At 73.1% G+C, this 26,711-nt stretch carries 27 protein-coding genes; 14 read left to right on the plus strand and 13 right to left on the minus strand.

From position 1 onward, the window contains the following. Positions 1-16: 16 nt before the first annotated feature. The 5 genes from ACGFH8_RS04890 to ACGFH8_RS04910 are packed head-to-tail and all read left to right on the plus strand — an operon-like array spanning position 17 to position 4,776. Positions 17-754, plus strand: coding sequence for a monooxygenase (locus tag ACGFH8_RS04890; protein ID WP_393363435.1), 738 nt, complete (start codon positions 17-19; stop codon positions 752-754). Then, positions 751-1,302 (plus strand): GNAT family N-acetyltransferase, encoded by a 552-nt coding sequence (locus ACGFH8_RS04895; RefSeq protein ID WP_393363437.1) that lies wholly within the window; start codon positions 751-753, stop codon positions 1,300-1,302. The genes ACGFH8_RS04890 and ACGFH8_RS04895 overlap by 4 nt, the downstream gene beginning before the upstream one ends. Further along, positions 1,299-2,156 carry a carotenoid biosynthesis protein gene (locus tag ACGFH8_RS04900; RefSeq protein WP_393363440.1) on the plus strand — a complete coding sequence of 286 codons (858 nt, stop codon included), beginning with the start codon at positions 1,299-1,301 and terminating at the stop codon, positions 2,154-2,156. The genes ACGFH8_RS04895 and ACGFH8_RS04900 overlap by 4 nt, the downstream gene beginning before the upstream one ends. Then, positions 2,153-3,277 carry a glycosyltransferase gene (locus tag ACGFH8_RS04905; protein ID WP_393363443.1) on the plus strand — a complete coding sequence of 375 codons (1,125 nt, stop codon included), beginning with the start codon at positions 2,153-2,155 and terminating at the stop codon, positions 3,275-3,277. The genes ACGFH8_RS04900 and ACGFH8_RS04905 overlap by 4 nt, the downstream gene beginning before the upstream one ends. An 11-nt stretch (positions 3,278-3,288) precedes the next feature. After that, on the plus strand, positions 3,289-4,776 hold the full coding sequence (locus ACGFH8_RS04910; protein WP_393363446.1) for a phytoene desaturase family protein: 1,488 nt from the start codon (positions 3,289-3,291) through the stop codon (positions 4,774-4,776). A gap of 39 nt (positions 4,777-4,815) precedes the next feature. Here ACGFH8_RS04910 and ACGFH8_RS04915 read toward each other — a convergent pair whose 3' ends face one another. Continuing rightward, a complete protein-coding gene (locus tag ACGFH8_RS04915; RefSeq protein WP_393363448.1) occupies positions 4,816-5,505 on the minus strand; it encodes a CDP-alcohol phosphatidyltransferase family protein in 690 nt (229 codons plus the stop codon). A gap of 44 nt (positions 5,506-5,549) precedes the next feature. Further along, the gene (gene metF / locus ACGFH8_RS04920) at positions 5,550-6,467 is read right to left on the minus strand and encodes a methylenetetrahydrofolate reductase [NAD(P)H] (protein WP_393363450.1); all 918 of its coding nucleotides are present in this window, start codon (positions 6,465-6,467) and stop codon (positions 5,550-5,552) included. A gap of 267 nt (positions 6,468-6,734) precedes the next feature. Between metF and ACGFH8_RS04925 the strand changes: the two genes are divergently transcribed. Both ACGFH8_RS04925 and ACGFH8_RS04930 read left to right on the plus strand, forming a co-directional pair. Continuing rightward, the gene (locus ACGFH8_RS04925) at positions 6,735-7,241 is read left to right on the plus strand and encodes a helix-turn-helix domain-containing protein (RefSeq protein ID WP_393363452.1); all 507 of its coding nucleotides are present in this window, start codon (positions 6,735-6,737) and stop codon (positions 7,239-7,241) included. 58 nt (positions 7,242-7,299) lie between these two features. After that, positions 7,300-8,382 carry a polyprenyl synthetase family protein gene (locus ACGFH8_RS04930; protein WP_393363455.1) on the plus strand — a complete coding sequence of 361 codons (1,083 nt, stop codon included), beginning with the start codon at positions 7,300-7,302 and terminating at the stop codon, positions 8,380-8,382. Between the two features lie 179 nt (positions 8,383-8,561). On the opposite strand, the gene ACGFH8_RS04935 is transcribed toward ACGFH8_RS04930, so the two are convergent. After that, positions 8,562-8,951 (minus strand): Rv2175c family DNA-binding protein, encoded by a 390-nt coding sequence (locus ACGFH8_RS04935; protein WP_393363458.1) that lies wholly within the window; start codon positions 8,949-8,951, stop codon positions 8,562-8,564. 177 nt (positions 8,952-9,128) lie between these two features. On the opposite strand from ACGFH8_RS04935, the gene pknB reads away from it, so the two are divergent. Together pknB and ACGFH8_RS04945 are read left to right on the plus strand one after the other, a co-directional pair. After that, positions 9,129-11,111: a Stk1 family PASTA domain-containing Ser/Thr kinase gene (pknB, locus tag ACGFH8_RS04940; RefSeq protein ID WP_393363461.1), complete on the plus strand. Its 1,983-nt coding sequence runs from the start codon at positions 9,129-9,131 to the stop codon at positions 11,109-11,111. Beyond that, positions 11,111-11,977 (plus strand): deoxyribonuclease IV, encoded by an 867-nt coding sequence (locus tag ACGFH8_RS04945; protein WP_393363464.1) that lies wholly within the window; start codon positions 11,111-11,113, stop codon positions 11,975-11,977. The genes pknB and ACGFH8_RS04945 overlap by 1 nt, the downstream gene beginning before the upstream one ends. Before the next feature lie 142 nt (positions 11,978-12,119). Here the strand turns inward: ACGFH8_RS04945 and ACGFH8_RS04950 are convergent, their stop codons facing one another. From ACGFH8_RS04950 to ACGFH8_RS04965, 4 genes are all read right to left on the minus strand, one after another. Beyond that, positions 12,120-13,154, minus strand: coding sequence for a threonine aldolase family protein (locus ACGFH8_RS04950; RefSeq protein ID WP_393363467.1), 1,035 nt, complete (start codon positions 13,152-13,154; stop codon positions 12,120-12,122). Positions 13,155-13,204: 50 nt separating this feature from the next. Continuing rightward, positions 13,205-14,611, minus strand: a complete 1,407-nt coding sequence (locus ACGFH8_RS04955; RefSeq protein ID WP_393363470.1) for a class II 3-deoxy-7-phosphoheptulonate synthase — start codon at positions 14,609-14,611, stop codon at positions 13,205-13,207. An 87-nt stretch (positions 14,612-14,698) separates the two neighbouring features. Next, on the minus strand, positions 14,699-15,208 hold the full coding sequence (locus ACGFH8_RS04960; RefSeq protein ID WP_393363473.1) for a hypothetical protein: 510 nt from the start codon (positions 15,206-15,208) through the stop codon (positions 14,699-14,701). 181 nt (positions 15,209-15,389) lie between these two features. Continuing rightward, positions 15,390-17,021: a glycosyl hydrolase family 18 protein gene (locus ACGFH8_RS04965; RefSeq protein ID WP_393363476.1), complete on the minus strand. Its 1,632-nt coding sequence runs from the start codon at positions 17,019-17,021 to the stop codon at positions 15,390-15,392. 168 nt (positions 17,022-17,189) lie between these two features. Here ACGFH8_RS04965 and ACGFH8_RS04970 point away from each other — a divergent pair, with 168 nt between their 5' ends. Then, positions 17,190-17,678, plus strand: a complete 489-nt coding sequence (locus ACGFH8_RS04970) for a glutathione peroxidase (protein WP_393363479.1) — start codon at positions 17,190-17,192, stop codon at positions 17,676-17,678. 185 nt (positions 17,679-17,863) lie between these two features. Beyond that, positions 17,864-18,538 (plus strand): NADPH-dependent F420 reductase, encoded by a 675-nt coding sequence (locus tag ACGFH8_RS04975; RefSeq protein ID WP_393363482.1) that lies wholly within the window; start codon positions 17,864-17,866, stop codon positions 18,536-18,538. 22 nt (positions 18,539-18,560) lie between these two features. Here ACGFH8_RS04975 and ACGFH8_RS04980 read toward each other — a convergent pair whose 3' ends face one another. Further along, complete coding sequence (locus ACGFH8_RS04980; RefSeq protein ID WP_393363485.1) at positions 18,561-20,162, minus strand: glycosyltransferase 87 family protein; 1,602 nt, start codon at positions 20,160-20,162, stop codon at positions 18,561-18,563. Between the two features lie 127 nt (positions 20,163-20,289). Here ACGFH8_RS04980 and ACGFH8_RS04985 point away from each other — a divergent pair, with 127 nt between their 5' ends. The 3 genes from ACGFH8_RS04985 to ACGFH8_RS04995 all read left to right on the plus strand — a co-directional run bounded on the left by ACGFH8_RS04985 (position 20,290) and on the right by ACGFH8_RS04995 (position 22,656). Beyond that, the gene (locus tag ACGFH8_RS04985) at positions 20,290-20,961 is read left to right on the plus strand and encodes a class I SAM-dependent methyltransferase (RefSeq protein WP_393363487.1); all 672 of its coding nucleotides are present in this window, start codon (positions 20,290-20,292) and stop codon (positions 20,959-20,961) included. A gap of 148 nt (positions 20,962-21,109) precedes the next feature. Beyond that, positions 21,110-21,979 (plus strand): DUF4397 domain-containing protein, encoded by an 870-nt coding sequence (locus ACGFH8_RS04990; protein ID WP_393363490.1) that lies wholly within the window; start codon positions 21,110-21,112, stop codon positions 21,977-21,979. Next, positions 21,976-22,656 carry a class F sortase gene (locus tag ACGFH8_RS04995; RefSeq protein WP_393363493.1) on the plus strand — a complete coding sequence of 227 codons (681 nt, stop codon included), beginning with the start codon at positions 21,976-21,978 and terminating at the stop codon, positions 22,654-22,656. The genes ACGFH8_RS04990 and ACGFH8_RS04995 overlap by 4 nt, the downstream gene beginning before the upstream one ends. 266 nt (positions 22,657-22,922) lie before the next feature. Here the strand turns inward: ACGFH8_RS04995 and ACGFH8_RS05000 are convergent, their stop codons facing one another. The 5 genes from ACGFH8_RS05000 to ACGFH8_RS05020 form a co-directional block, all read right to left on the minus strand. Then, positions 22,923-23,273 (minus strand): DUF2203 domain-containing protein, encoded by a 351-nt coding sequence (locus ACGFH8_RS05000; protein WP_393363496.1) that lies wholly within the window; start codon positions 23,271-23,273, stop codon positions 22,923-22,925. 86 nt (positions 23,274-23,359) lie between these two features. After that, complete coding sequence (gene proC / locus ACGFH8_RS05005) at positions 23,360-24,178, minus strand: pyrroline-5-carboxylate reductase (RefSeq protein ID WP_393363499.1); 819 nt, start codon at positions 24,176-24,178, stop codon at positions 23,360-23,362. A gap of 72 nt (positions 24,179-24,250) precedes the next feature. Continuing rightward, positions 24,251-25,279 carry a 6-phosphofructokinase gene (locus ACGFH8_RS05010; RefSeq protein WP_393364513.1) on the minus strand — a complete coding sequence of 343 codons (1,029 nt, stop codon included), beginning with the start codon at positions 25,277-25,279 and terminating at the stop codon, positions 24,251-24,253. Between the two features lie 171 nt (positions 25,280-25,450). Continuing rightward, on the minus strand, positions 25,451-25,954 hold the full coding sequence (locus ACGFH8_RS05015) for a pyridoxamine 5'-phosphate oxidase family protein (protein WP_393363502.1): 504 nt from the start codon (positions 25,952-25,954) through the stop codon (positions 25,451-25,453). 89 nt (positions 25,955-26,043) lie between these two features. Further along, positions 26,044-26,547, minus strand: coding sequence for a polyadenylate-specific 3'-exoribonuclease AS (locus ACGFH8_RS05020; RefSeq protein ID WP_393364515.1), 504 nt, complete (start codon positions 26,545-26,547; stop codon positions 26,044-26,046). Between the last annotated feature and the right edge of the window lie 164 nt (positions 26,548-26,711).

Raw genomic sequence — 26,711 nt, forward strand, 5'->3', positions numbered from 1 at the left:
CGGCAAGCACAGCGGCGTGAGCACTGCTCCGGAGCTGGTCACCCTGCACGTCTGGCGGACCTCCTCCGGCGCGCTGCCCCGGGCGCTGACCCGGATGGCGGTGGACCCGCGCCGGCTGCGGGCCCTCCCGGGCGTCCGGTTCGGCAAGCTGCTGGGCACCGGGACCGGCACCGGCTTCGGGCCCGGCGACGCCGACCTGACCCGGTGGGCGGCGCTGACCGTCTGGGACTCCCCCGCCGCGGCGGCCGGCTTCGACGACTCGCCGGTCGGCCGCGCCTGGGCCCGCATCGCCCGCGCCCAGGCCCGGATCGACATGCGTCCGCTGACCAGCCGGGGCGAGTGGTCCGGCCGACGACCGTTCGGCGAGCCCACCGCCGGTCGGGTCACCGGCCCGGTGCTGGCGCTGACCCGGGCCCGGTTGCGGGTCCGTCGGGCGGCCACCTTCTGGCGGGCGATCCCTCCGGTGGCCGCCGCCCTGCGCGACGCGCCCGGCCTGCTGGCCCGGTTCGGGGTCGGGGAGGCACCGCTGGGTTGGCAGGGCACGGTGAGCGTGTGGCGCGACCCGACAGACCTGGTGGCGTTCGCGTACCGTCACCCGGAGCACCGGGCGGCGATCATGCGAACCCCCACCGCGGGCTGGTACGCCGAGGAACTGTTCGCCCGGTTCGAGGTGCGCGACGTGGTCGGCGACCGGACGGTGCTCGGGTGGGTCGCCGACGGTGGCCCCGAAACGGTGAAGGGTGGACGGGCATGAGGTTGGTGCGCTGGACGCCGGACGATCTCGTCCGGCGGCTGGACGACGTGGTGGCCGTCTACGGCGAGGCGATGGGATACCGCACCGACCTGCTGGAGGCCCGGCGCGGCTACATCGCCACCCACGTCCGCCGGCCGGGGTTCCGGGCGGTCGCCAGCCTGACCAGCGAGGGGCACCTCGCCGGCTTCGGCTACGGCTACCTGGGCGCCTCCGGTCAGTGGTGGCACGACCAGGTGCACCGGGCACTGGACGCCCCGACCCGCCAGCGCTGGCTCACCCACTGCTTCGAGGTGGTCGAGTTGCACGTCCGGCCACCGGCACAGGGACACGGCCTGGGCACCGGCCAACTGCGCGCGCTGCTCGGCATGGCCGAGGGCGACACCGTGCTGTTGTCCACCCCGGAGGCCGACGAGCAGACCTCGCGGGCCTGGCGGTTGTACCGGCGCTTCGGCTTCGTCGACGTGCTGCGCAACTTCCACTTCCCCGGTGACGAACGACCGTTCGGCGTACTCGGTCGGGATCTGCCGCTCGAGCCACCGGCGTCATGACCCGGCGGATCTCCTGGACACTGCTCGCCGTCCTGGTGCTCGCCCAGATCTGCTACCCGCTCACCACCGGCGCCACCAGGGCCGGGCTCACCGTGGCCACCGTCGTGCTCGGGTGGCTGCTCTCGGTGGGCCACGCGCTGCTCAGCCGGGGCCCGCGGGTCGCGGCGGCGCTGGTCGCGGTGGCCACCGGCGGCGGGTTCGCGATCGAGGCGCTCGGCGTGGCCACCGGTGTGCCGTTCGGCAGCTACGACTACTCCGGCGAGTTGGGTCCCAAGCTGGCCGGAGTGCCGCTGATCATTCCGCTGGCCTGGACCTGGATGGCCTGGCCGGCCTGGCTGGCGGCGGTCCGGCTGACCGGCGGCAGCGCGTCACGGGTCAGCGGCAGCGGCGCGGCGGCCGGTCTGTGGGTACGGCGGATCGCGCTGGCCACCGTGGGGCTGGCCGCCTGGGACCTCTTCCTCGACCCGCAGATGGTGGCCGAGGGCTACTGGCGGTGGCGCGACGCCACGCCGGCCCTGCCCGGCCTGGCCGGCATCCCGGTCAGCAACTACCTGGGCTGGCTGCTCTTCGCGGTGCTGCTGATGAGCGCGCTGCGTCCGCTGGCCGGGCCGAGCGCGGCGCACACCGATCGGCGGGACCACCCGATGATCGCGCTCTACCTGTGGACGTACTTCTCCAGCATCCTGGCCCACGCCGTCTTCCTCGACCTGCCCGCGTCGGCGCTCTGGGGGGCCGCCAGCATGGCGGTGACCGCCGTCCCGCTGGCGGTGACCCTGCTGCGGGCCCGCCGGGGCCGGGACACCCGCCGGGAGGACCACCAGCCGCACCGCCCCGGCGTCGACGCGACCCGATGACCGTCCTGCTCGCCCTGCTGGCCGCCGTCGCCGCGCTGACCGGGCACACCTGGCTCAACGCCGCCCGGTGGCTGCGCCGGCCCACCGACCGACCCGACGCCCTCGACGAGCCGGTCGCCGTCCTGCTGCCGCTGCGCGACGAGGCCACCCGGGTCACCGGATGCCTGCGCGCGCTGCTCGCCCAACGCGGTGTGCCGGGGCTGCGCGTCGTGGTCCTCGACGACGGGTCCACCGACGGCACCGCCGACGTGGTCCGCGCGGTGGCCGGCGACGACCCCCGCGTCACGCTGCTCACCGGGGTCGCCCCGCCGCCGGGCTGGCTGGGCAAGCCGCACGCGTGCTGGCAGTTGGCCACCCGGGCCGACCCGGACGCCACCGCGCTGGTCTTCGTCGACGCCGACGTGGTGCTCGCCCCGCACGCCGTCGCGGCGGCCGTCACCGAGTTGCGCGCCGCCCGCGTGACGCTGCTGTCGCCGTACCCCCGGATCGTGGTGGCGACGGCGGCCGACCGGCTGGTGCAGCCGCTGCTGCAGTGGCTCTGGTTGACGTTCCTGCCGCTGCGCGCGATGGAACGCTCGCGGCGGCCGTCGCTGGCCGCTGCGGGCGGGCAGTTCCTGGTGCTGGACCGGGCCGGCTACACCGCCGCCGGCGGGCACGCCGCGGTCGCCGACAAGATCCTGGAGGACGTCGAGCTGGCCCGGGCGGTCAAGCGCGCCGGTGGGCGGATCGCCCTGGCCGACGGCTCCCGGCTGGCCACCTGCCGGATGTACGACGACTGGCCGCAACTGCGCGACGGGTACTCGAAGTCGCTCTGGGCGTCGTTCGGGCACCCGGGCGCGGCGGCGGCGGTGGTGGCGGCGCTGTTGCTGCTCTACACCGCCCCGCCGCTCGTCGCGCTCGGGTTCGTCTCGACGGCTCCCCGGGTGTCAATGGTCGCGCTCATCGCATACCTGCTGGGTGTGGCCGGGCGGGTGCTCACCGCCCGCGCGACCGGAGGACGGTGGTGGCCCGACGCGCTCGCACACCCCGTGTCGGTCGTGGTCCTCGGTTGGTTGACCCTGCGGTCGTACCATCTGCGAAAGCGACGCCGCCTGACCTGGCGGGGCCGCCCGGTCAGCTAGGAGGGCGCGGCATGGCGCGGATCGTGGTCGTCGGCGCCGGGGTGGGTGGCCTCGCCACCGCCGCCCGGCTGGCCGCCACCGGGCACCAGGTGACCGTCTTCGAGGCCGCCGACACGGTCGGTGGCAAGCTCGGTAGGTACGCGCACGACACCCCGGCCGGGTCGTTCCACTTCGACACCGGGCCGAGCCTGCTCACCCTGCCCCAGGTCTTCCACGACCTGTTCGAGGCGACCGGGGCGAAGCTCGACGAATACCTGGACCTGGTCCCGTTGGACCCGATCGTCCGGCACGTCTTCGGAGACGGTGGCCCGACCCTGGACTCGTGCGCCGACCCGGTGGAGTTCGCCACCCGGATCGGGGCCGCCCTCGGTGACCGGGCGGCGGCCGACTGGCAGCGGCTGTGGCGTCGCGCCGAACGGGTGTGGCGGGCCTCCGAGCGCGACATTCTGCGCCGTACCGTCGATTCCCCCCGCGATCTCGCGTCACTGGCCTGGCGGCTCGGCGACCTGGCCGCCATCGCCCCGGGTCGCACCCTGCGCGGGCTGGGCCGCGGGCACCTGTCCGACCCGCGGCTGCGGATGCTGCTGGACCGGTACGCCACCTACACCGGCGCCGACCCGCGCCGGGCGCCGGCGGCGCTGGTCGCGGTCCCCTACGCCGAGCTGGCCTTCGGTGGCTGGTACCTGCGCGGTGGGCTGGGCACACTCGCCGACGCGCTGCTGACCCGCTGCCTGGACCTCGGCGTGGTCGTGCAGACCGACGCCACGGTCACCCGGATCGACGCCACCGGCGGCCGGGTGCACGGGGTACGCCTCGCCGGCGTCACCGCGCCGGTGCCCGCCGACGTGGTGGTGGCGAACGTGGACGCGTTGACCGTCTACCGTGACCTGCTGCCGCACCCGCGTCGGCTGGCCGGGCTGACCGACCGCAGCCTCGCCGGTTTCGTGTTGCTGCTCGGTGTCTCCGGCAGCACCGGGCTGGCCCACCACACAGTCTTCTTCCCGGACGACTACGACGCGGAGTTCGACGCGGTCTTCGGAAACCCGGGACGCGGCGTACGGGCCCGGCCGGCCGTCGACCCGACGGTGTTCGTCACCGTGGCCGACGACCCGATGGTCCGCCCAGCCGGACACGAGGCGTGGTTCGTGCTCGTCAACGCCCCCCGCCACGGCAGCGCGGCGGGCGCCGTCGACTGGCGACGCCCGGGGCTTGCCGACGCGTACGCCGACCGGATCCTGGAGGTGCTGGCGCGGCGCGGCGTGGACGTGCGCGACCGGCTGCTGTTCCGGGAGATCCGTACCCCCGCCGACCTGGGCGCGGCGACCGGCGCTCCAGGTGGCTCGATCTACGGCACCGCCGGCGGGCTGCTCCGGCCCGCCAACCGGGGGCCGGCGAACGGGCTGTGGCTGGTGGGCGGCTCCACCCACCCGGGCGGCGGGTTGCCGATGGTGACCCTCTCCGCACAGATCGTCGCCGACGAGATCGGCCCCGCCTGGTAGGCGGTGGGCGGTGGCGCGCCGGGTAGGCGGTGGCGCCGTTCAGCCGGCGTCGAGCAGGGCGCGGCGGATGCTGGAGAGCAGTTGCCCGAGGCCGAAGCCGGCCAGCAGCACCCACACCGCGGTCGCCATGGTGATGGTGCCGGCGGCCAGGTCCGCCTCGATCAGCCCGGCCAGCCCGGCGACCACCAGGCCGGCCAGGGCCACCGAGACCCGGGTGGGGCGTTCCCCGACGGTGACCGCGCCGATGTCGCGCATGCCGGCGGCGACCGCCCGGGCCCGGACGTACTCGTGCAGCCAGGACAGCGCGCCGCCCGCGACGACGAGCGCACCCGGCGCGCCGACCAGCCAGAACGCCAGCAGCCAGGCCACCTCACCGAGTCGGTCGGCGACCGAGTCGTAGACGTAGCCGAGTCGGGTGGTGCGGCCGGTGGCGACCGCCACCGCGCCGTCCACGCTGTCCGCCACGGCGGCGAGCAGCACGAACAACGCGCCCAGGAACGGCCCGTCACCCGGCCTGGCGACAAGCAACGGTACGCAGAAACAGAGCAGCACCCCGGCCACGGTGACCGCGGTGGGGCTGACCCGCAGCCGCCCCAGCACGTACCCGACGTGGTAGGCGAACCGCAGCCACGCGCGCACCACAGGCGCCGCGACCCGAGGGTCGAACCCACCGTGCAACCGCGCCCACGCCGTCGCGTACTGGTCCCAGTTCAGCTGTGTGCCCACCACGGATCAACCGTCGTGCCGGGCATCAGGTGTCGCAGACCGGGCCTTCACACCCGTGCGCCGGCCTTCAGGTTCTGCCAGACCTCGCGGGTCGCGGTGGACCGGTTGAGGGTGATGAAGTGGATGCCCGGCACGCCCTCGTCCAGCAGCCGGCGGCTCATCTCGCTGGCCTGCTCGACACCGAGCCGCCGGACGGCCTCCGGATCGTCGGCGACCCGCTCGAAGCGGGCCGCCAGCGCCGGCGGGAAGGGTGCGCCGGACAACTGCACGGACCGCTCGATGGTGCCGATCTGGGTCACCGGCATCACCCCGGCCAGGATCGGGGTGTCGCAGCCGGCGGCGGCCACCCGGTCGCGCAACCGCAGGTAGTCGTCGGCGTCGAAGAACATCTGCGTGATCGCGAACTCGGCGCCGGCCCGGCACTTGCGGACGAAGTGCGCGGTGTCGCTTGCCACGTCGGGTGAGCGGGGGTGCTTGTACGGGAAGGCCGCCACGCCCACGCTGAAGTCACCGGCGTCGCGGACCAGGCGGACCAGGTCCTCGGCGTAGTCGACGCCCTCGGCGTGGCGGACCCACTCCCCGCCGGGGTTGCCCGGCGGGTCGCCGCGCACCGCCAGCACGTTGCGCACCCCCACCCCGGCGAGCCGGCCGATCACGTGCCGCAGCTCGGCGACGGAGTGGTTGACGGCGGTCAGGTGGGCCATCGGCAGCAGGGTGGTGTCGGTGGCGATCCGTTCGGTCACCGCCACGGTGGTGTCCCGGGTCGAACCGCCCGCACCGTAGGTGATCGACACGAACGAGGGGCGCAGCGACTCCAGCTCGCGGATGGCCTGCCAGAGCAGCGTCTCCCCCGCCGGTGTCTTGGGCGGGAAGAACTCGAACGAGAAGGTCGGTTGGCGCTCGCGAATGAGCTCCCCGATCGCCGGCTGCGGATTGGGGAGTACCGAGGGAAGACCGAGCGCCACGACCCGACTCTAGCGGGCGACGCCACCACGGCCCAGGCGCTTTCCACCTCGCGGTCCCCTACCGCGCCGTTCGCCGGGTCCGGCGGGACCGCTCGCCGGGTCCGGCGGCGGAAGGCGTCGTACCCCGGGGGTAGGAATGGGTGGCGTGGGAGGGGCGGCGGGGGCGGCGCCCGGGTCCCGCGCGGGGGTCAGCAACACGCGGTGACGCCGGTCCCGTCCGGTCGGGGCGGGTGGTCGTCACCGCGCCGACGCCCGCCAGGAGGACCCATGACCCCGCCCCGTTCGCCGCGCCCGGCGCAGCTCGGCCCGCTGCTGGCCCGGTACCGACTGGCCCGGGGCTGGAGCCAGCAGCGCGCCGCCGCCGAGTTGTGCGCCGCCGCCGGGGTGCCGACGTTGAGCCGGCACGAGGTGTCGAGGTGGGAACGGCAGCGTCGTGTGCCGGGCGGGTTCTGGCTCGGCTGGCTCGCCGTCGTCCTGGACGTGCCGCTGGTGACGCTCACCGAGGCCGCCGCGGGCACCCGCCGGGCCGGCGCGACGCGAGCCCCCGGAGCGGGCCGTACGGCGGGGGCCGGCACGCGACCGGCGGGGCGTACCGGTCCCGGCCGCACCGACGGGACCAGGGCCCGTGTCACAGTCCTGGGTCGAGCCGAGGCGGAGGCCAGACGGCGGTCCGGTAGGGCGGAAGTTGGCCCGGATCCCGGTGTCGTATCCGGGCCAACCTCCAACGCGGCCGGTCGTCGTCCGGCCCCGCCGCAGGCCGGCCAGGGGCTTTGACCCAGGCCCTACGCGTGGCGGTACGGCGCGGGTTACGGCGACCCGCTAGCGTCGGTGCGTGACCCACGCTGCCCCCGTCTCTCCCGTCGACCGTGCTGGCCTACGGCAGCGGGTCGACAAAGCCCTCAGCGAGTTCCTGACCGGCCAGCGGGTTCGGCTCGCCGCCGTGGACGACGCCCTGGCCCCGGTGGCGGAGGCGATCGAGGCTTTCGTGCTCGGTGGCGGCAAGCGGCTCCGCCCGGCATTCGCCTACTGGGGGTTCCGGGGCGCGGGTGGGCTCGACAGCGACCAGGTGCTCACCGCCCTGGCCGCGCTGGAGTTCGTCCAGGCCAGCGCCCTGATCCACGACGACCTGATGGACCGCTCCGACACCCGACGCGGCGAGCCCGCGGTGCACCGGCGGTTCGCCGCACGGCATCGGGAGGCCGGCTGGGGCGGTGACCCGGACGGCTTCGGCGACGCCGCCGCCATCCTGCTCGGCGACCTGTGCCTGGTCTGGTCCGACGAGCTGCTGCACTCCGCGGGGCTGGACCTGTGGTCGTTGGCGCGGGCCCGACCGGTCTTCGACGAGATGCGCACCGAGGTCACCGTCGGGCAGTACCTCGACGTGCTGACGCAGGTCACCGGCGACACCTCGGTGGAACGGGCCAGCAAGGTCGCCCGGTACAAGTCGGCGAAATACACAGTCGAGCGGCCGCTGCTGCTCGGCGCCGCACTGGCCGACGCGACGGCCGACGTACGGGCGGCCTACTCGGCGTACGGGCTGCCGCTGGGTGAGGCGTTCCAACTCCGCGACGACGTGCTGGGTGTCTTCGGTGACCCGGCGCTGACCGGCAAGCCGGCCGGGGACGACCTGCGCGAGGGCAAGCGCACCTACCTGGTGGCGGCAGCCGTGGAGACCACCGACGACGCCGGCCGCGAGCTGCTGCTCAGCCAACTCGGCGACCCTGGCCTGGACGAGCAGGGGGTGGCTCGGCTCCGCGAGCTGATCACCGCGAGCGGGGCGCTGGCCCGCACCGAGCAGCGGATCGTCACGCTCACCGACGCCGCGCTGACGGCACTGACCGCCGCCGACCTCGACACCGAGGCCCGCCAAGCCCTGGTGGACCTAGCCATCGCCGCAACCCGCCGAGCCGACTAACCCACCCACCCGCCCGGGCCCCGCCCCCGCCCCCGGCGTTGGCCCTCGCCCCGGCGTTGATCATGAGGTTATTGCCAACGCGCTCGGCGTGTCGTGACAATAACCTCATGATCAACGGGGGCCCAGGAGGGCCGGAGGCGGGAGGCCGGAGGCGGGAGGGCGGGCCGGGGGCAGGGGGGTTAGAAGCCCAGGGCTTGGGCTCTTCGTTTCACCTCGCGGGCCTGGTCGCCGGAGAGGGCGGTGGCCGGGGTGCCACCGGGGAGGATGTCGTCCGGCTCGTACAGCCAGCGCAGGGCGGCCTCGTCGTCGTAACCGTTGTCGGTGAGCAGGTTGAGCACGCCGGGCAGGTGCTTGAGCACGGTCTGGTTGGCGACCAGGTCCGCCGGGATGCGGCGGACGCCGTCGCGGCGAACCGCCAGCAACTCCCGGTCACGGATCATCTGGTGCACCTTGCTGATCGACACGTCGAGGCGCTCGGCGACGTCGGGCAGGGTCAGCCAGCCGGCCGGGTCGGCGGGTCCGGCGAGCTCCAGGCTGGGCACGGCCTGGTCGGGTACGGGTTCGGTCACCCGACCACCCTGCCACGCCACCGTCGCGGCGGGCCACCGGCACCCCGGACGACCGCTCCTGTGGCACCGCTGACCTGCGGCTGAGGAAACGAGCAGCGCAACGGGACGGACCCGTTCGGCGTCCGGCTGTAGCATCCTGTTCATCCTTCACCCCCTGGACACATAGACTCGCTGCCGATGGACACTCAGGTCGCCGACACGTTGCTGGGCTCGCTGATCGACGGGCGCTACCGCATTCGCGGTCGCGTGGCCCGTGGTGGCATGGCGACCGTGTACACCGCCACCGACGAACGCCTCGAGCGCACCGTCGCTGTCAAGATCATCCACCCGACCCAGGCCCCCGAGGCCCGGGCCCGGATCACCAACTTCGTGGCGCGGTTCACCGACGAGGCGAAGACCATCGCCCGGCTGACCCACCCGAACGTGGTGGCGGTCTACGACCAGGGCACGCACGCCGGTCTGCCGTACCTGGTGATGGAGTACGTGCGCGGCCGCACGCTGCGCGACGTGCTGGCCGAGCGACGCCGGCTCAACCCCGACGAGGCACTGGCCATCGTCGAGCAGATGCTCGCCGCGATCGCCGCCGCGCACCGCTCCGGGCTGGTGCACCGCGACGTCAAGCCGGAGAACGTGCTGGTCGCCGAGGCCCCGACCGGCGGTGTCGCCAATCTGGTCGACAGCGTCGTCAAGGTGGCCGACTTCGGGCTGGCCCGGGCGGTCGAGGCGAGCGCCGACGAGGACCAGGGCAACCAGTTGATGGCCACCGTGGCGTACGTCGCACCGGAACTGGTCACCGAGGGCCGCGCCGATCCCCGCACCGACGTCTACTCGGCCGGCATCGTGCTGTTCGAGATGCTCGCCGGCCGGGTCCCGTACGACGGGGACCGCCCGGTGGATGTCGCCTGGCAGCACGTCGACCGGGACGTGCCGGCGCCCTCGACGCTGGTGCCCGGTCTGCCGCCGATCCTCGACGAGCTGGTGCAGCGCGCCACTCGGCGTGATCCGGCCGCGCGGCCCGCCGACGCCGGCGCGCTGCTGGCCGAGGTGCAGGTCGCCAAGGATCGCCTGGGTGACGCCAACAGCCACACCGCCGTGCTCCGCCCGGTGAGCGGCGAGCCGCTCTCCCAGCCGACCATGGTGGTCGCGGCGATCCGCCCGACCGACCGCCCGTCCTGGGCACGGTTGCCCGAGGGGGCCAGCCAGGGGCCGGGTCGGCGGCGGGCCGTTCCGGAACCCGCGGAGGGCCTGGGGTCCCGACTCGCGGCGCTGCGCGGCACGCTGCTGGCGAGCCCGCGCGGCCGGCTGGCCGTCGCGGCGGTGGTGGTGACGCTGGGCCTGGTGGCCGCGCTCGGGGGTTGGTGGTTCGGCGTCGGCCGCTACACGGACGCCCCGCAACTGGTGAGCCTGAGCAAGGCCGAGGCACAGGCGCAGGCCGACAGCGCCGGGCTCACCCTGAAGTACGGTGAGCCGCGCTTCGACGAACAGGCCCCGAAGGACAGCGTGCTGGGGCAGAGCCCAGCGTCGGCTACCAAGATCGTCAAGGGTGGCACGATCACCCTCACCCTCTCCCTCGGCCCGGAACGCTTCCCCGTGCCGGACGTGATCGGCAAGGAGTTCGATCTCGCCGAGGCGGACCTGGTCAACGTGAAGCTGGTGGTGGCCAAGGGAGCCCCCCGCTACGACGACAGCCTGCCGGCCGGGGTCGTGCTGGAAACCGCCCCCCCGGTGGGCACCGAGGTCAAACCCGGCGCGAAGATCACCCTCATTCTGAGCCGGGGCAGGGCGCCGGTGACGGTGCCGAACCTGGTCGGTAAGAACCTCAACGACGCTCGCGCCGCCCTGGCCCAGCTCAACCTGGTGCTCGTGGAGACCTACAAGGACTCCGACAAGCCCCGGGACGAGATCCTCGGGCAGAGCCCGGCCGACGGTGCCGGCGTGGAGAAGGGCACCCAGGTAAAGGTGGACGTCAGCAAGGGCCCGGCCGCGGTCGCCGTGCCCCGGGTGGTCGACCTGCCGTGTCAGCAGGCCAAGCAGGTGTTGGAGAGCCAGGGCTTCCCGGTGACGGTCGCGGTCAACCCGAACGCCGTGGTCCGGATCCAGCTCCCGGGTGAGAATTCGCAGGTGCCGCCGGGCACCCCGGTCACCCTCACGTGCTTCTGATGCCGGCGGTCACCTCGCGTCCGGTGGGCGCGCACACGCCGACCTCGGGTGGGCTGGCCAAGGCCGCCCTGCCGTACGCCGACGCGACCGGCGCCCAGGTGGTGCAGGTCTACGTCTCCAACTCACGGGGCTGGGCGCTGCCCGACGGAGACCCGGGCCAGGACGCCCTGTTCCGCGAGGGTTGCGCCGAGCGGGGCATTCCGGCGTTCATCCACGCCTCACTGCTCGTCAACCTCGGCTCGCCCACCCCGGCCACGGTCGAGAAGTCGGCGCAGACCCTGGCCCACGCGCTTCGTCGGGGCGTGGCGATCGGCGCGCGGGCGGTGGTGTTCCACGCGGGCAGTTCGGTGGACGAGGGGTACGCCGAGACGGCGATGCGGCAGGTCCGCCGGGAGTTGCTGCCGCTGCTCGACTGGGCCGCCGACGTCGGCGGGCCGATGCTGCTTGTCGAGCCGAGCGCCGGTGGTGGCCGGTCCCTGGCCTCCCGCGTGGAGCAGCTCGGGCCCTACCTGGACGCGGTGGACGGGCACCCCATGCTCGGGGTCTGCTTCGATACCTGCCACGCCTGGGCCGCCGGCCATGACCTGGCGGCCGAGGGCGGCATGACGGCGACCCTGGACACGCTTGTGGCCACTGTCGGCGCGGACCGGCTGCGGCTGGTCCACGCCAACGACTCGAAGGATCTGTGCGGCTCCACCCGGGACCGGCACGAGAACATCGGCAAGGGCACCATCGGCGAGCCCGCCTTCGCCGAGCTGATGGCCCACCCGGCCACCGCCGGCATCCCGATCGTGGTGGAAACCCCGAGCGAGAAGCAGCTCGGCCACGCCGCCGACATAACAACCCTCACCCGCCTAACCCGCTAACCCCAACCCCCTCCCCAGGCGCCCCCACCCGCCTCGCCCGCGCGGTGATCATGGAGTTATAGCCACGACACGCCGATCCGAGCGGCAATAACCTCATGATCAACAGGGTGAGGCGGGGGTGGGGTGGGGTCGGTGGGGTGGGTTAGGACTGGTCGAGGATGCGGGGTAGGGCTGCGACCGCTCGGTCGATGTCCGCGTCGTCGAGGCCGAGGTGGGTGACCAGACGGGCGGTGCGGGGGCCGAGCACCGAGACGAGTACGCCCTCGGCCCGCGCGGCAGCGGCCAGGGCACGCGCGTCGAGTGCGTGCTTCGTCAGGTCGAGTGCGACCAGGTTGGTGCGGGCCGTGGTGGCCAGCACCCCGAACGGCGCGACGGTCTCGGCGAGCCGGGCCGCCCTCGCGTGATCGTCGGCCAGCCGGTCGATGTGGTGCGCGAGCGCGTACCGGCCGGCGGCGGCGAGGATGCCGGCCTGACGCATGCCGCCGCCCATCCGCTTACGGATCATCCGGGCCCGCTCGATCTTCTCCGCGCTGCCCACCACCAGCGAGCCGACCGGGGCGCCGAGGCCCTTGGACAGACACACCGACAGCGTGTCGAAGAGCCGCCCGTACTCGATCAGGGGCACCCCGTCGGCGACGTGCGCATGCCAGATCCGGGCGCCGTCGCAGTGCAACGCGACGGCGGCGTCGTCGGCGACGCCGCGCAGGTCCCGCAGGGTGGCCAGCGGAATCACCCCGCCACCGCCGCGGTTGTGGGTCTGTTCGACGGCGATCGCGCGGGTGGGGACGGCGAAGTAGCCGTCCGGCCGGATCATCGCGGCCACCCTCTCCGGGTCGATGTCCGCGCCGACCGCGGGCCAGGTCCGCGAGGAAATCCCGCCGTACGCGGCAGCGGCGCCGATCTCGTACGTGACCACGTGCGCGTCGGCGTCGCAGAGCAGCTCGTCGCCGGGCGACACCAGCAGTTGCAGGGCGATCTGGTTGGCCATCGACCCGCTCGGGGCGAACAGCGCCGCCTCGTGCCCGAACAGCGCGGCGACCTCGGCCTCCAGCGCGTTGACTGTCGGGTCCTCGCCGTAGACGTCGTCACCGACCTCGGCGGTGGCCATCGCCTCCCGCATCCCGGCCGTGGGCCGGGTCACCGTGTCGGAGCGCAGGTCCACGAACAGATCAGCCACTGTTGTCCCTTCGGCTGCCGACTGCGGGGCTCGCAAGCTCACTCCGCGCGTCAGCCACGGAGCATCTCCGCGACCAGGAACGCCAACTCCAACGACTGCTGGGTGTTGAGTCGGGGGTCGCAGGCGGTCTCGTACCGGTCGGGCAGGTCGAGGTCCTCGATGCCCTGGGCGCCGCCGAGGCACTCGGTGACGTCCTCGCCGGTCAGCTCGACGTGCAGGCCACCGGGGTGGGTGTCCAGCCCCCGGTGCACCTCGAAGTAGCCGAGCACCTCGTCGACGATGCGGTCGAAGTGCCGGGTCTTGTAGCCGTTCGACGACTCGTGCGTGTTGCCGTGCATCGGGTCGCACTGCCAGACCACCTTCGCGCCGGCGGCGGTGACCTTGGCGACGATCGGCGGCAGGGCGTCGCGTACCCGGTGGTTGCCCATCCGGCTGATCAGGGTGAGCCGGCCGGGGATGTTGTCCGGGTTGAGCTTCTCGCACAGCTCGATCGCCTCGTCCGGCGAGGTGGTCGGGCCGAGCTTGACGCCGATCGGGTTGGCGATCCGGGAGATGAAGTCGATGTGCGCGCCGCTGATCTGCCGGGTGCGCTCGCCGATCCAGAGGAAGTGCCCGGAGAGCCCGTACGCCCGGCGGTCGGAGACCCGGGTGAGCGCCCGGTCGTACTCCAGGGCCAGGGCCTCGTGGGAGCAGTAGAGCGTGACCGTCCGCAGCGCGTCGTCCTCGGTCATCCCGCAGGCCCGGATGAAGGCGATCGCCCGGTCGATCTCCCGGGCGATCGCCTCGTAGCGCTCCCCCGCCGGGGAGGTCTTCACGAAGCCCTTGTTCCAGTCGTGCACGGCGTGCAGGTCGGCGAGCCCACCGGCGAGGTACGCCCGGAGCATGTTCATCGCCGCCGCCGAGTTGGCGTACGCCCGGATCATGCGCTGCGGGTCGGCGACCCGGGCGACCGGATCGGTCTCCAGCGAATTGATCATGTCGCCGCGGTACGCGGGCAGACCCCGGGCGTCGGTGGGCAGCGAGCGGGGCTTGGTGTACTGCCCGGCGACCCGGGCGACCTTGACCACCGGCAGCGACGCGCCGTAGGTGAGCACGATCGCCATCTGGAGCAGGGTGCGGGCGTTGGCCAGCAGGTGACTCTCGGTGTTGTCGACGAACGTCTCCGCGCAGTCACCGCCCTGGAGCAGGAACGCCTTGCCCTCGCAGACCAGGGCGAGCTTCTGCCGGAGCTGGTCCACCTCGTAGGGCGCGACGACCGACGGCACGGTGTCGAGGACCTTGCAGACCGCCGCGACGGCCGCCGGGTCGGACCACGGCGGGACCTGCTCGCGGGGCAGCTCCCGCCACCGGTCCAGGCCGAGCGCGGCGTCCTCGGCGGAGTCGGCTGTCGGTCGACTGGTCTGCAGGCCCGGGCTGCTTACCGCGGGATGGCTCAGCTGATGCCACTCATGGCGCATGACAGAAAGCGTACGGCGACGGTCGGGGCGCGCGGGGGGCGAGGGGGACGGTTCCGGCAGATGGGAGATCAACCCGCCGGACGATGGTCAGGACGCGCGGGTCGGGACGGCCCCGGTCGGCGTCGGCGTGGCGGCCTCGCCGCCCGGCGACTCCCCGGCGATGCACCAGTCGCTGCCCTGACGGGTCACCGTGAACACCAGCGGCCGGGCGACGGTGACCTTGCCGGCAGTGACCGAGACCGAGACGCTCACCTCCTGGCCGAGCGGACCGGACCGGATGTCGGTGATGGCCGCCTCGGGCACCTGGAAGTGATCGGCGAAGTCGCCGTTGGGGCTGGTGGCGGCCAGGTCGAAGGCGTCGTGCAGGAGGGCGCAGAGCTGACTCCGGCCGGCGGCGACGTCCTTAGCGGTCATCGCGTCGAGGTATGCCTGCACGCGCTCCCGGGAGCGGGTGGTGGCCTCCTCGGCGGGGTTGGGCGCGGGTGCGGCCGGCGGCTTGACCTTGTCGTCGTGGCCGATCCCGCACCCGACCAGGGCGGCCGGCAGCAGCACCAGCCCGGCGGCGGTTGCCGCGAGCCTGCGGTGGGTCGGGCGCATGACCACCTCCTCGACGGTGAGATCGAGACCTGCCGCGCCGCGAGTCTGTCACATCGAGCTGCCCAGACCCCAACGACGGCGACCCGGCCGACGCTTGGCGTCGACCGGGCCGTCGTCTCACCGGTGGGGAGGAGCGGTGCGGGCTCCTCCCCAGCGTGTGGGTGGTGCGCCGGCCTGTGACTCAGCCGAGACCGCCCTTGATGGCGCCGATGAGTTCGCCGTTGCTCGTGTCACCGGAGAGCTCCCAGAAGAACGCGCCACCGAGGCCCTGGTTGTTCGCGTACGTCATCTTGCCGTTGATCGTCGACGGGGTGTCGTAGCTCCACCAGTTGCTGCCGCACTTGGCGTACGCGGTGCCGGCGACCGTGCCGGTGGCCGGGCAGGTGTTCTTGAGGACCTTGTAGTCCTCGATGCCCGCCTCGTAGGTGCCCGGCGCCGCCCCGGTGGCGCTGCCACCCGGTGCGGCCTGGGTGACACCGGTCCAGCCGCGGCCGTAGAAGCCGATGCCGAGCAGCAGCTTGTTGGCCGGGACGCCCTTGCTCTTGAGCTTCTGGATCGCCGCGTCGGAGTTGAAGCCCTGCTGCGGGATGCCGGTGTACGAGGTGAGCGGGGAGTGCGGGGCGGTGGGGCCCTGGGCGGCGAACGCGCCGAAGTAGTCGTAGGTCATCGGCATCAGCCAGTTGAGGTTGCCGATGGCGCCGGCGTAGTCGGTGGCGTCGATCTTGCCGCCGTTGCTGCCGTCCGCGGTGATGGCCGCGGTGACCAGGGCGCTGGACCCGAACTTCGACCGCAATGCGCCGATCACGTTCTTGAACGCGTTCGGGCCGCTGGTGTCGCAGGTCAGACCGCAGGCGTTCGGGTACTCCCAGTCGACGTCGATGCCGTCGAAGACGTCCGCCCAGCGCGGGTCCTCGACCAGGTTGTAGCAGCTCTCGGCGAACGCGGCCGGGTTCTGTGCGGCCTGGGTGAAGCCGCCGGACCAGGTCCAGCCGCCGAACGACCAGATCACCTTGAGGTGCGGGTTCAGCTGCTTGAGCTTGCGGAGCTGGTTGAAGCTGCCGCGCAGCGGCTGGTCCCAGGTGTCGGCGACGCCGTCCACGCTGTCCGCCGCCGTGTACGCCTTCTCGTAGTCGGCGTAGCTGTCACCGATGGCGCAGCGGCCGCCGGTGGTGTTGCCGAAGGCGTACAGGATGTGGGTCAGCTTGGCGGCGGAGCCGCTGGTCTGGATGTTCTTGACGTGGTAGTTGCGCCCGTAGACGCCCCACTCGGCGAAGTAGCCGACGACCTTCTTGCCGCCCGGGTTCGGCGGGGTGGTGGTCGGCGGCGCCGTGGTGGGTGGCGCGGTGGTGGGCGGCGCCGTGGTCGGCGGCGCGGTGGTCGGTGCGCTCGTGGTCGGCGGGCTGGTGGGGGTGCCGCCGCCACAGGGAGCCCCGTTGACTGTGCAGTTCAGCGGCGCCTTGTAGGCGCCGCTGCCGTTGTAACCCCAGCTGAACGAGGCGCCCGGGGCGAGGCCGCCGGCCCAGCTCTTCTTGACCGCGACGTAGTGGTTGCCGCTGCTCGTCACGTCGGCGTCCCAGGCGCTGCTGATGGTGGTGCCCGACGGCAGGTCGAACTCGATGCGCCAGGTGGCGACGGCGGCACTCGACCCGTTGGTGACGGTCACCCTCGTCTCGTGACCGGTCCCCCAGTCCTGTGCTCTGGTGAACGTGGTGGTGACACTGCCGGCGCCGAACGCGGTGGTCATCGGCACCGCTGCGACGGTCACGGCGACCACGGCACCGGCCCAGAGGGCCCGGCGGAGCGATCTTTTCATGAGGCGTCTCCCGAACTGTTAGGAAACTTTCCAAAAGAGATGGTGAGACGGTACTCACGGCGTCATCACTTCGTCAAGATGTGCATGTTTCGATTTGCGGTGATGGGCGGATTACACCCGCTCCGCCCGCCTCCGGGCCGCCACACGGTCGGCGCGTAGCCTCGGGCCATGACCGTCTTCGACATCCCGATCGACGCCCTCAACGGCGGCCCCGCCGAGCTGGCCCGCTACCGCGGCAAGGCCCTGCTGGTCGTCAACGTGGCCTCCCGCTGCGGCCTCACCCCGCAGTACGCCGGCCTCCAGACGCTCGCCGACTCCTACGCCGAGCGCGGCCTGGTGGTGCTCGGGGTACCGTGCAACCAGTTCGCCGGCCAGGAGCCGGGCAGCGCCGCCGAGATCAGCGACTTCTGCCAGGTCAACTACGGGGTGACCTTCCCGCTGACCGAGAAGGTCGACGTCAACGGCCCGAACCGGCACCCGCTCTACACCGCACTCGTGGACACCCCGGACGCCGACGGGCACACCGGGGACGTCCGGTGGAACTTCGAGAAGTTCCTGGTGGCCCCGGACGGCACTGTCGCCGCCCGCTTCGCCCCCACGGTCACCCCCGACGACGCCGACCTCCGGGCCGCAATCGACAAGGCCCTCCCCGCCTGAAGGCCAGTCGGCCGGACACGCCTGGCTCCACCCTGATCGCGCTCGATCCTGGATGTAGCGGCCCCCGACCTTTCGGATGCCACTAGATTCGGATCGAGCGCGATGTTGCCGGCTCGCGCGGCAACCGGAATTACCCACCGGACTGGTCGGGAATGCGTCGCGGGTGGACGGAGTTGGGAACCAACATGACAACTGTGGGACTGATCGGCAGCGGCAACATCGGCGGCACCCTGGCCCGGCTGGCCGTGGACGCCGGCTACGACGTGGTGCTGAGCAACTCGCGCGGCCCGGAGACGCTCAAGGATCTGGTCGACGAGCTGGGCGAGCACGCCGGCGCCGGCACGGCACAGGACGCGGCGCAGGTCGGCGACCTGGTGGTGGTCACGGTGCCGCTGAAGGCGTACCGCGCGGTGCCCGTGGAGCCACTGGTCGGCAAGGTCGTCATCGACACCAACAACTACTACCCGCAGCGCGACGGGACCTTCCCGGAACTGGACTCGGGCGAGACCACGAGCAGCGAGTTGCTCCAGCGGCACCTGCCGGAGTCCCGGGTCGTCAAGGTCTTCAACAACATCTACTACAAGGGTCTCGCCGCGCTCCCCCGGCCGGCCGGCGCTACCGACCGCAGCGCCCTCGCGATCGCCGGTGACGACGCCGCCGCGAAGGCCGAGGTGACGGCCTTCCTGGACCGGATCGGCTACGACGCGGTGGACGCCGGCCCGCTCGCCGAGGGGTGGCGCTACCAGCCGGACACCCCGGCGTACGGCACGCTCTACTCCGCCAGCCCCACCGACTGGGAGCACCCGGCACCTGCTGAGGCCGACAAGGTGCGCGCCGCCCTGGCCGCGGCGACCCGTTGAGCGACGCCGCCGCCCTCCCCCGTCACCGGGTGGTGGCACGGAGGGCGGCGGCCAACTCCTCGTCGTAGCTGGCGATCGGCCGTCCGTCCGAGGCGTACGCGACGAGCCGCCCCTGCGCCATGCTCGCCGAGCGGAACGAGAACGTCCGGCTTCCCGGGTACGCGTCGAGCAGCGGGATGGCCCGGGGCGCCCCGCCGGGCGCCGAATAGTATTCCAGGCGGCTCACCTGCGGGGAGACCACGCCGTTGACCCGGACCTTCGTCTTCTCGGCGCGGGTGCCGAAGGTGACCGGCGCGCCGGTGCCGTAGGCGGCGCACTCGACCGGGCCACGGCAGACGAAGAAGTAGCGCGGGTTGACCACGTCGTCGAGGGCGTACGCCTTGAAGGTGGGATCCGCCCCGGCGGGCAACGGCTGCACGGCGAAGAACGCGACCGCCACCGTGGCCGTGACGCCCACCCGCAACCAGCCCCGCCCGCCGGTCGGCCGGCGCGACGTCCGGCGGGCGGCGACCGCGACACCGCCGAAGCCGACCAGGCACAGCAGGCTCACCCCGATCGCGCGGGCGTTCTCGAAGAGGAACTGCACACCCGGCCGTGTCGACACCGGGCTGAGGACCGCGCCCAACGAGACGACCATGGCGGCGAGCAGCCCCACGCCGGCGGCCCGCTGGGTGACACCGGACGCGCCGATCAGCAGCATCGCGGCGAGCACCGGCCACACCTGGTGGTGGGTCCACGACACCGGGGACGCGGCGATGGTGGCGCAACCGACGAGCACGGCCGCGTGACCCGGGCGGCCCCGCGCCGCCAACTGTCGCGCCCGCAGCAGCGCCGCCGCGCACACGAGTGCCACCAGACCGGCCCAGAGCAGGGGCAACGTCGTCTCGTCGACGCCGACGCGCAGCAACATCCCGTGCAGGGACTGGTTGCCCAGCGAGGCGAGGTTGCCGATGCGTGAGGTCTGCCGCACGGCCTCGGTCCAGTACGTCACGCTCTCGGCGGGCAGCACCAGCGCGGCGAGACCCGCGCAGGCCAGGAATGTCGCCACCGCGCGGGCGGCGTCACGATAGCGGCCGGTGGCGAGGAAGTAGACCACGAACAGCAGCGGGGTCAGCTTGATCGCCGCGGCGACCCCCACCAGCATCCCGCGCAGCCGGGGCGGACCGACGCCCATCCCGTCGAGCAGGGCCATCAGCACGATGAAGACGCTCACCTGACCGAAGCGCAGGTTGCTTTGCACCGGCGCGGAGAGCATCAGCACGGTGGCGGCCACCGCCACGACAAGCGGTCGCCGGGACCGCCGGGTGTGCAGCGCGACACCCACCGCCCCGGCGATGGCGACGACCGCCGCGCACGTCGCCACCAGCCAGATCCCCTGGAGTACGCCCTCCGGCACGGCGGTGATCGGACCCAGCACGAGCGCGGCGAACGGCGGGTAGGTGAACGGCCCGCCGTTGGCCGCCCGGAACTCGTACAGCGGGCGACCAGCGTGCAGGTCGGACAGTGCGCCGTAGTAGATGTGCAGGTCGGAGAGGCGGTCGTCGCGGCGCAGGACGAGCACGCAGGACACCAGTGCGACGACGACGAAGGCCGTCCACACCAGCGCCACCCGGCGATCTCGCATCGACCGAGAATAGGCCAGCGCGACGATGTGCGGCGGCCCGAAGGGCGGCGGCGGACGCGGGTGGCGCCACCTCTGCCCTCGGCAGAACGGACACCTGAGGCGCGGCGCCGATCCCTAGCATCGGTGGATGGGAACGACGAGCGCGCCGGCGTACGACGCCCACGCGGACTGGTACGAGGGCTTCGTCTCGGGTGCGGGTGACTATCTCCGCCGGGTGCACGCGACGGTGGCGGACCTGCTCGGGCCGGGCGAGGGCGTCTGCCTCGACGTGTGCTGCGGCACGGGCGCGCACGCGGCCGTACCGGCTGGTCTGGGGTGGACGCCGATGGGCGTGGACCTGTCCGGTGGGCAGTTGCGGCACGCGCGCGGGCGGTTGCCGGTGACCCAGGGCGACGCGACGGCCCTGCCGGTCGTCGACGCGTCGCTGCCGGCCGCGATGTGCGTGTTGGCCAGCACCGACATGCCCGACTACCCGGCCCTGGTCCGCGAGGTCGCCCGGGTGCTGCGCCCCGGCGGACGTTTCGTGCACGTGGGCGTGCACCCGTGTTTCGTGGGCGCGTTCGCCGACTGGGGCCAGCATCCGAGGGTGGTGGTCGACCAGCGGTACGCCGACCGGTCCCGCAGTTTCGACAGTTGGAACACCGGCGGCGTGCGGGTCCGGGTGGGAGCCTGGCACCTCCCCCTCGCCGACCTGGTCAACGCGATCGGGGCCGCCGGTCTGCGGCTGGTCCGGGTCGCCGAGGCAGGCCCGGGTGGAGTCCCCGACCTGTTCGGCCTCCTCGCCGTCCGGGAGCGGTAGCGAGACGTCGCACGCCTGCGTGCCGACGCGGGCGAGGGTCGGGACGGCGACAGAAAACATCGCGTGGGCAACTTGCGCTGGAGTCCTGTAAACGGGACTCTGTTCTCTGGGTTGCCGCCCGCTCACCAACCGTGCTTCCGGAGGCGAGATGCACACGCTCCGTACCGCCACCCGCCGGCTGCTGGCCGGCTCCGGCGCGCTCCTGCTCAGCACCGCCCTGGCCGCCACCGGCACGCCGACGCCGGCCACCGCCGCGACCGGGGCGGACACCGTCGGATACGTCCGGCTCGCCCACCTCTCCCCCGACACCCCGGCGGTGGACGTCTACCTGACCGCCCCGAACGCCACGAAACCACAGGTCTTCGAAGGGGTCGGGTACGGCGTGGTCTCCGACTACCTGGAACTGGCGCCGGGCCGGTACGCGGTGGCGATGCGGGAGGCCGGCGCTCCCGCCAGCGACCCCCCGGTGCTCACCACCGAGGTCGCGGTCACCAGCGGCGACGCGTACACGGTGGCCGGTGTCGGCCGACACGCGGACCTGGGCCTGCGGGTGCTCAACGACGACCTCAGCGCGCCCACGCAGGGCCGCGCCAAGGTGCGCGTCGTGCAGGCTTCCGTGCGTACCCCGGTGTTGGACGTGGCCGCCGCGAACGGTCCGATGATCGCCAACGACGTGCAGTTCGCCTCCACGACCGAGTACGAGCAGGTCGAGCCGGGCAGTTGGCGGCTGCGGCTGGCGGGCGCCGACGGGCCGAGCACCGACGCCGAGGTGCGGCTCACCGGCGGCGCGGTCTACTCGCTGCTGGTGCTCGACGCGAAGCAGGGCGGGCTCACCGCCGAGTTGCGCCGCGACGCCGAGGGCGGCGCCGTCGTCCCGGCCGGTGGGGTGGACACCGGCGCCGGGGGCACCGCCGCGACCGGGTTCGGCGCGTACCCCCTGGTGGCCGGCGCTCTGGCCGCGCTCGCCGGCGCGGTGGCCCTGCTGCTCTGGCGTCGGCGGCGGCGCACCACCTGGTGAACGCCGGGCCGGACCCGTCGATCCGTCGGCACCGCGACCGCCGGCCACTGGCCGCGCTTGTCGCGGCCGGCGCGGCGGTCTGCCTCGCCGCCGGCACCGGCGTCGGGTTGGCCACCACCGCCTCGCCGCCACCGCCGGCGGCGAGCTGGCACCCCGGCTGCGGTGACCACTGCCCGTCGGTGGCCGCCACGCCCGCGCCGCACGGTCCCGCACCCACCCGGGTACGCATACCGCGCATCGACGTCGACTCCGCGCTCACCGTGTTGGGCCTGGACCGCGCCGGCGCGCTGATTCCGCCCACCGACTTCGACACCGCCGGCTGGTACGGCGGCGGCCCGGCGCCCGGCGACACCGGCCCGGCTGTGCTCGCCGGGCATCTGGACTCGCGACGCGGCCCGGCGGTGTTCGCTCGGCTCGGTGAGCTGCGGCCCGGCGACCGGGTCGAGGTGTGGCGTGGCGGGCAGCGGTTGGCGTTCCGGGTGACCGGGTCGCTGCGTACCCGTAAGGACAGCTTCCCGACCGACGTGGTCTACGGTCCGACGCCCGGAGCGGAGTTGCGGCTGGTCACCTGCGGGGGCGACTTCGACCGGCGCAAGGGGCACTACCGGGACAACGTGGTCGTCTTCGCGGTGACCGAGGCCGTCAGCCCGGCACTGCCGGACTCCGCCGCGGGCTGACCGCACGCCCCGCCGCCCGCCGCACGGCGTGACGCCCCCGGCCCGGCTTGACGCCCTCGGCCCGGCTTGATCCACTCGGGTTCCCGGAGGTCGCGGTGTCCGGCAAGGCCTGATGCCGCGACTTTCAAGACCCCGAGTGGATCAAGGGCTCAACCCGGCCCTCGGCGCCGCCGGCAAGCGGCGCGCGGCGTCAGCGCGACCGGCGGATGGACGGGTCAGCGCGGCCGGCGGACGGGCGGGTCAGCGCGGCCGGCGGACGGACGGCGTCAGAGCGGGCGGCGGCCGGCGAAGCCGCACTCGGCACGGTGGTACCAGCGCACGTCGGAGTCGCCCTCCAGCCAGCACCAGAGCACGGCACGGCCGTCGCGCTCGCCGGGAAAGTCGAGCAGGACCGGGGCGATGCCCTTGACCTGGATGTCGTGCTGGTGCAGCTCGTCGACGACGGCGTGCAGTCGGGCTTCCAGCCCCTTGACCTCGGCCAGCCCACCAAGCGCGCTCACACCGTGGTCGGCCAGGTCGACGCGCAGCTCGGTCAGGTCGGCCCGGACGCGGATCAACTCGTCGATGCGCGGCTGCAGGGTAGCCACCAGGTGCCGGGCCTGGGCAAGTGTGAACACCGGGCCAGTATGCGGCACGCACGGCCCCGCGACGCACCCCAACGGCCACCCGGTTTGCGGCCGTCCCACCCCGAACGGCCAGCGGGTCAGTCGGCCTGGGCGGCCAGCTCCCGGGCACGATCCCGGGCGGCCTCCAGCGCGGCGAGCAGCGCCGCCCGTACGCCGTGCTTCTCCAACTCGCGGATCGCGGAGATGGTGGTGCCGGCCGGCGAGGTGACCGCCTCGCGCAGCTTGACCGGGTGCTCCCCGGAATCCCGCAGCATCACGGCGGAACCGATGGCGGTCTGCACGATGAGCTCGTGCGCCACCTGCCGGGGCAACCCCAGCAGGATTCCCGCGTCGATCATGGCCTCGACCAGCAGGTAGAAGTAGGCGGGCCCGGAGCCGGAGAGCGCCGTGACCGCGTCCTGCTGTGACTCGGGCACCCGGATCGTCTGGCCGAGGGGCTTGAACATCTCCTCGGCGAGCGCCAGGTGCGCCCCGGTGGCGTGCGCGCCCGCCGAGATCGCCGTCATCGCCTCGTCGACGAGCGCCGGGGTGTTGGTCATCACCCGGACCACCGGGGTGCCCTCGGGCAGCCGGCGGTTGAAGAAGCTGGTGGGCAGGCCGGCGCAGAGCGAGATGACGAGCTTGTCGGCCGGCACCTTGGGGCCGATCTCGTCGAGCAGCGCGGCGGCGTCCTGCGGCTTCACCGAGACCGCGAGCACCGCCGCCTCGTCCACCGCGGTCAGGTTGTCGACGACCCGTACGCCGTAGCGGGCGGTCAGTTCGTCGGCGCGGGCCGGCCGGCGGGCGGTGGCCAGCAGCCGGTCCACCGGCCATCCCGAGCGCAGCAGCCCGGAGAGCATCAGCTCGCCGATCTTGCCCGCGCCAATGACCGCGACCGTGTGCACCCCGGCGGACATGTCGGCCCGTACCCCCTCGCGTCTGGTCGTGGCACGGCGGACCCGCGGGCCCGCCGTGCCACGAACTGTCGATCAGCTACCGAAGAAGACCTCGGCCTCGACGTACCGCTCCAGCGGCACGGTCTTCAGCTCGCGGGTGGCCTCCGCGAGGGGCACCCGGACGATGTCGGTGCTCTGCATCGCGACCATCTTGCCCCAGTCGCCGTCGTTGACCGCGTCGATGGCCTGCAGGCCCAGGCGGGTGGCGAGCACCCGGTCGAAGGCGGTCGGGGTGCCGCCGCGCTGGATGTGACCCAGCACCACGGTGCGGGCCTCCTTGCCGGTCTTGGCCTCCAGCTGCTCGGCGAGCCACTGGCCGATGCCGCCGAGGCGGACGTGGCCGAACGAGTCCAGCTCCTGGTTGGCGAGGACCATCTGGCCGTCCAGCGGCTGGGCGCCCTCGGCGACCACGACGATCGGGGCGTACTGGTGCTGGAAGCGCTTCTCGACGTAGCCGGCCACCTGGTCGACGTCGAACTGCCGCTCGGGCAGCAGGATCACGTTGGCGCCGCCGGCCAGGCCAGCGTGCAGGGCGATCCAGCCGGCGTGCCGGCCCATCACCTCGACGACCAGGGTGCGGTGGTGGCTCTCCGCGGTCGTGTGCAGGCGGTCGATGGCCTCCATCGCGATGTTGACAGCGGTGTCGAAGCCGAAGGTGTAGTCGGTGGCGCCGAGGTCGTTGTCGATCGTCTTCGGCACGCCGACGACCTGCACACCCAGCTCGTAGAGCTTGGTGGCCACGCCGAGGGTGTCCTCGCCGCCGATCGCGATCAGCGCGTCGACACCCTGCTCGGCGAGGTTGTCCTTGATCCGCTCGACGCCGTTCTCGATCTTGAACGGGTTGGTCCGGGACGAGCCGAGGATGGTGCCGCCGCGGGGCAGGATGCCACGGACGTCCGCGATGCCGAGGGGCCGGGACAGACCCTCCAGCGGGCCCTTCCAACCGTCCCGGAAGCCCACGAACTCGTGACCGTAGGTGGCGACGCCCTTGCGGACCACCGCCCGGATGACCGCGTTGAGACCTGGGCAGTCGCCGCCGCCGGTGAGCACGCCGATACGCATGATCCGCTCATCCTCCTGGAGCATCAGGTAAAGCCCGAATTGCCCCAGGGTATGTGTCAGATCAGACCATCGGCGCCGTTGCCGGCCCGGGGCGGGCCGTCACTGCGCACTGTAGTCGGCCCGCCGGTGCGACGACAGCGCGCCCCGGGCCGGCGGGCCGACGAGCGCTGCTCAGAACGTCACCTCGTGGTTCTCGCCGGCCTCCGGCGGCCGCCCGGTGACGGCGGCCTTCGCGTAACCGAGCAGGTTGACCACGGCGCTGTTCGCCGAGTCCCAGTACTCGGCGGAGCTGGCGTGCACCTTGATCAGGGTGAGCCCCGGGGTGTCCAGCCCGTCGGGGAACCACGCCTTGAGCAGCGGGTTCCACAGCCGCTCGGCGCGCGCCCGGTCCAGCCCCTCGGTGGCGGTGCCGGAGATCGACACCCAGGCGTTGTGCTTCTGGTCGGAGAAGGCGACGTTCACCTCCGGATTCACCCGGAGCTGACGGACCTTCGCCGAGTCGGCGTGGGCGAAGAACCACAGCTCCCCGTCGAACTCGGCCTCCTGGAGCCCCATCGGTCGGCTCACCTGCCGCCCGTCCAGGGCGGTCGTGGTGAGCATGCAGATCCGCGCGGCCCGGGCCAGCTCGGTGACCCGGGCTCGCGCCTCGGCGGCGCTGGTGGGCTGGTTGCTCATGGCACTCTCCCTCGGCTCGGCTGGTCGAACCGATGCCCGGGACAGAACCGGTCAAACCTACGACGGTACGACCGTCGCTCGGCGGATCGTCATCGCCCGCCGGCCGTCATCGCCCGCCACCGGGCCAGGTTGTGCCGGGCATCGACCAGAGCGTCGTGCCGGGCCGCGTCGGCGTCCGGCAGGGTCGGCCGACCGCTGTCGTCCCAGAGCTGCCGCAGCTCCTTGGTGTAACGGGGAATCTCCCGGGGCAGCGCCGGCATCGCACCCCAGAGCTGGGCGAGCACCACATGGTCGTACGCGGCGTACCAGGCCCACAGCTCCAACTGCTCCCCCGGCCGGTCCCGGACGGGCTCGACCAGGAAGTCGAACAGGTCGTCGCGGATGCGCTCGCGCGACCGCCAGGCCCGGTCCGCCGGGGACGGCAGCTTGTCCAGCACGTTGCGCCGGACCCAGGGCACGGCACGGGAATCGTCGAACTCCGTGGAGACCGCGTAGAACTCGCGGCCGTACTCGTCGACGACACCTATCGAGACGAGGTCGACGGTGGTGCCGTCCTCGATGAACTCGCAGTCGTAGAAATAGCGGTAGACCATTCCGACCATCCTCGCCCACCGCCGCCCGGCCGCGCCCGGCGGGGCCGCCGCACCGCTGGTGACGGGCCGGATCGGCACTTCAACGAGGGTACGCGGCAGCTCGCGACGGTCACGGAAGTGCTTCGAGGGGTGTACAGCAAGCGACCGGACCGTCATGATCTGAT

Origin of the sequence: Micromonospora sp. NPDC049175 (assembly GCF_043197345.1) — a bacterium.
Taxonomy (GTDB): Bacteria; Actinomycetota; Actinomycetes; order Mycobacteriales; family Micromonosporaceae; genus Micromonospora.

Coding starts and splice junctions, on each gene's coding strand:
- ACGFH8_RS04955 (WP_393363470.1), bottom strand. CDS start 14,611: ATGCGCCATGAGTGGCATCAGCTGAGCCATCCCGCGGTAAGCAGCCCG.
- ACGFH8_RS04970 (WP_393363479.1), top strand. CDS start 17,190: ATGACCGTCTTCGACATCCCGATCGACGCCCTCAACGGCGGCCCCGCC.
- pknB (WP_393363461.1), top strand. CDS start 9,129: ATGGACACTCAGGTCGCCGACACGTTGCTGGGCTCGCTGATCGACGGG.
- ACGFH8_RS05015 (WP_393363502.1), bottom strand. CDS start 25,954: ATGAGCAACCAGCCCACCAGCGCCGCCGAGGCGCGAGCCCGGGTCACC.
- ACGFH8_RS04965 (WP_393363476.1), bottom strand. CDS start 17,021: ATGAAAAGATCGCTCCGCCGGGCCCTCTGGGCCGGTGCCGTGGTCGCC.
- ACGFH8_RS04925 (WP_393363452.1), top strand. CDS start 6,735: ATGACCCCGCCCCGTTCGCCGCGCCCGGCGCAGCTCGGCCCGCTGCTG.
- ACGFH8_RS04990 (WP_393363490.1), top strand. CDS start 21,110: ATGCACACGCTCCGTACCGCCACCCGCCGGCTGCTGGCCGGCTCCGGC.
- ACGFH8_RS04945 (WP_393363464.1), top strand. CDS start 11,111: ATGCCGGCGGTCACCTCGCGTCCGGTGGGCGCGCACACGCCGACCTCG.
- ACGFH8_RS04980 (WP_393363485.1), bottom strand. CDS start 20,162: ATGCGAGATCGCCGGGTGGCGCTGGTGTGGACGGCCTTCGTCGTCGTC.
- ACGFH8_RS04900 (WP_393363440.1), top strand. CDS start 1,299: ATGACCCGGCGGATCTCCTGGACACTGCTCGCCGTCCTGGTGCTCGCC.
- ACGFH8_RS05010 (WP_393364513.1), bottom strand. CDS start 25,279: ATGCGTATCGGCGTGCTCACCGGCGGCGGCGACTGCCCAGGTCTCAAC.
- ACGFH8_RS04985 (WP_393363487.1), top strand. CDS start 20,290: ATGGGAACGACGAGCGCGCCGGCGTACGACGCCCACGCGGACTGGTAC.
- ACGFH8_RS04960 (WP_393363473.1), bottom strand. CDS start 15,208: ATGCGCCCGACCCACCGCAGGCTCGCGGCAACCGCCGCCGGGCTGGTG.
- ACGFH8_RS04910 (WP_393363446.1), top strand. CDS start 3,289: ATGGCGCGGATCGTGGTCGTCGGCGCCGGGGTGGGTGGCCTCGCCACC.
- proC (WP_393363499.1), bottom strand. CDS start 24,178: ATGTCCGCCGGGGTGCACACGGTCGCGGTCATTGGCGCGGGCAAGATC.
- ACGFH8_RS04975 (WP_393363482.1), top strand. CDS start 17,864: ATGACAACTGTGGGACTGATCGGCAGCGGCAACATCGGCGGCACCCTG.
- ACGFH8_RS04905 (WP_393363443.1), top strand. CDS start 2,153: ATGACCGTCCTGCTCGCCCTGCTGGCCGCCGTCGCCGCGCTGACCGGG.
- ACGFH8_RS05020 (WP_393364515.1), bottom strand. CDS start 26,547: ATGGTCTACCGCTATTTCTACGACTGCGAGTTCATCGAGGACGGCACC.
- ACGFH8_RS04895 (WP_393363437.1), top strand. CDS start 751: ATGAGGTTGGTGCGCTGGACGCCGGACGATCTCGTCCGGCGGCTGGAC.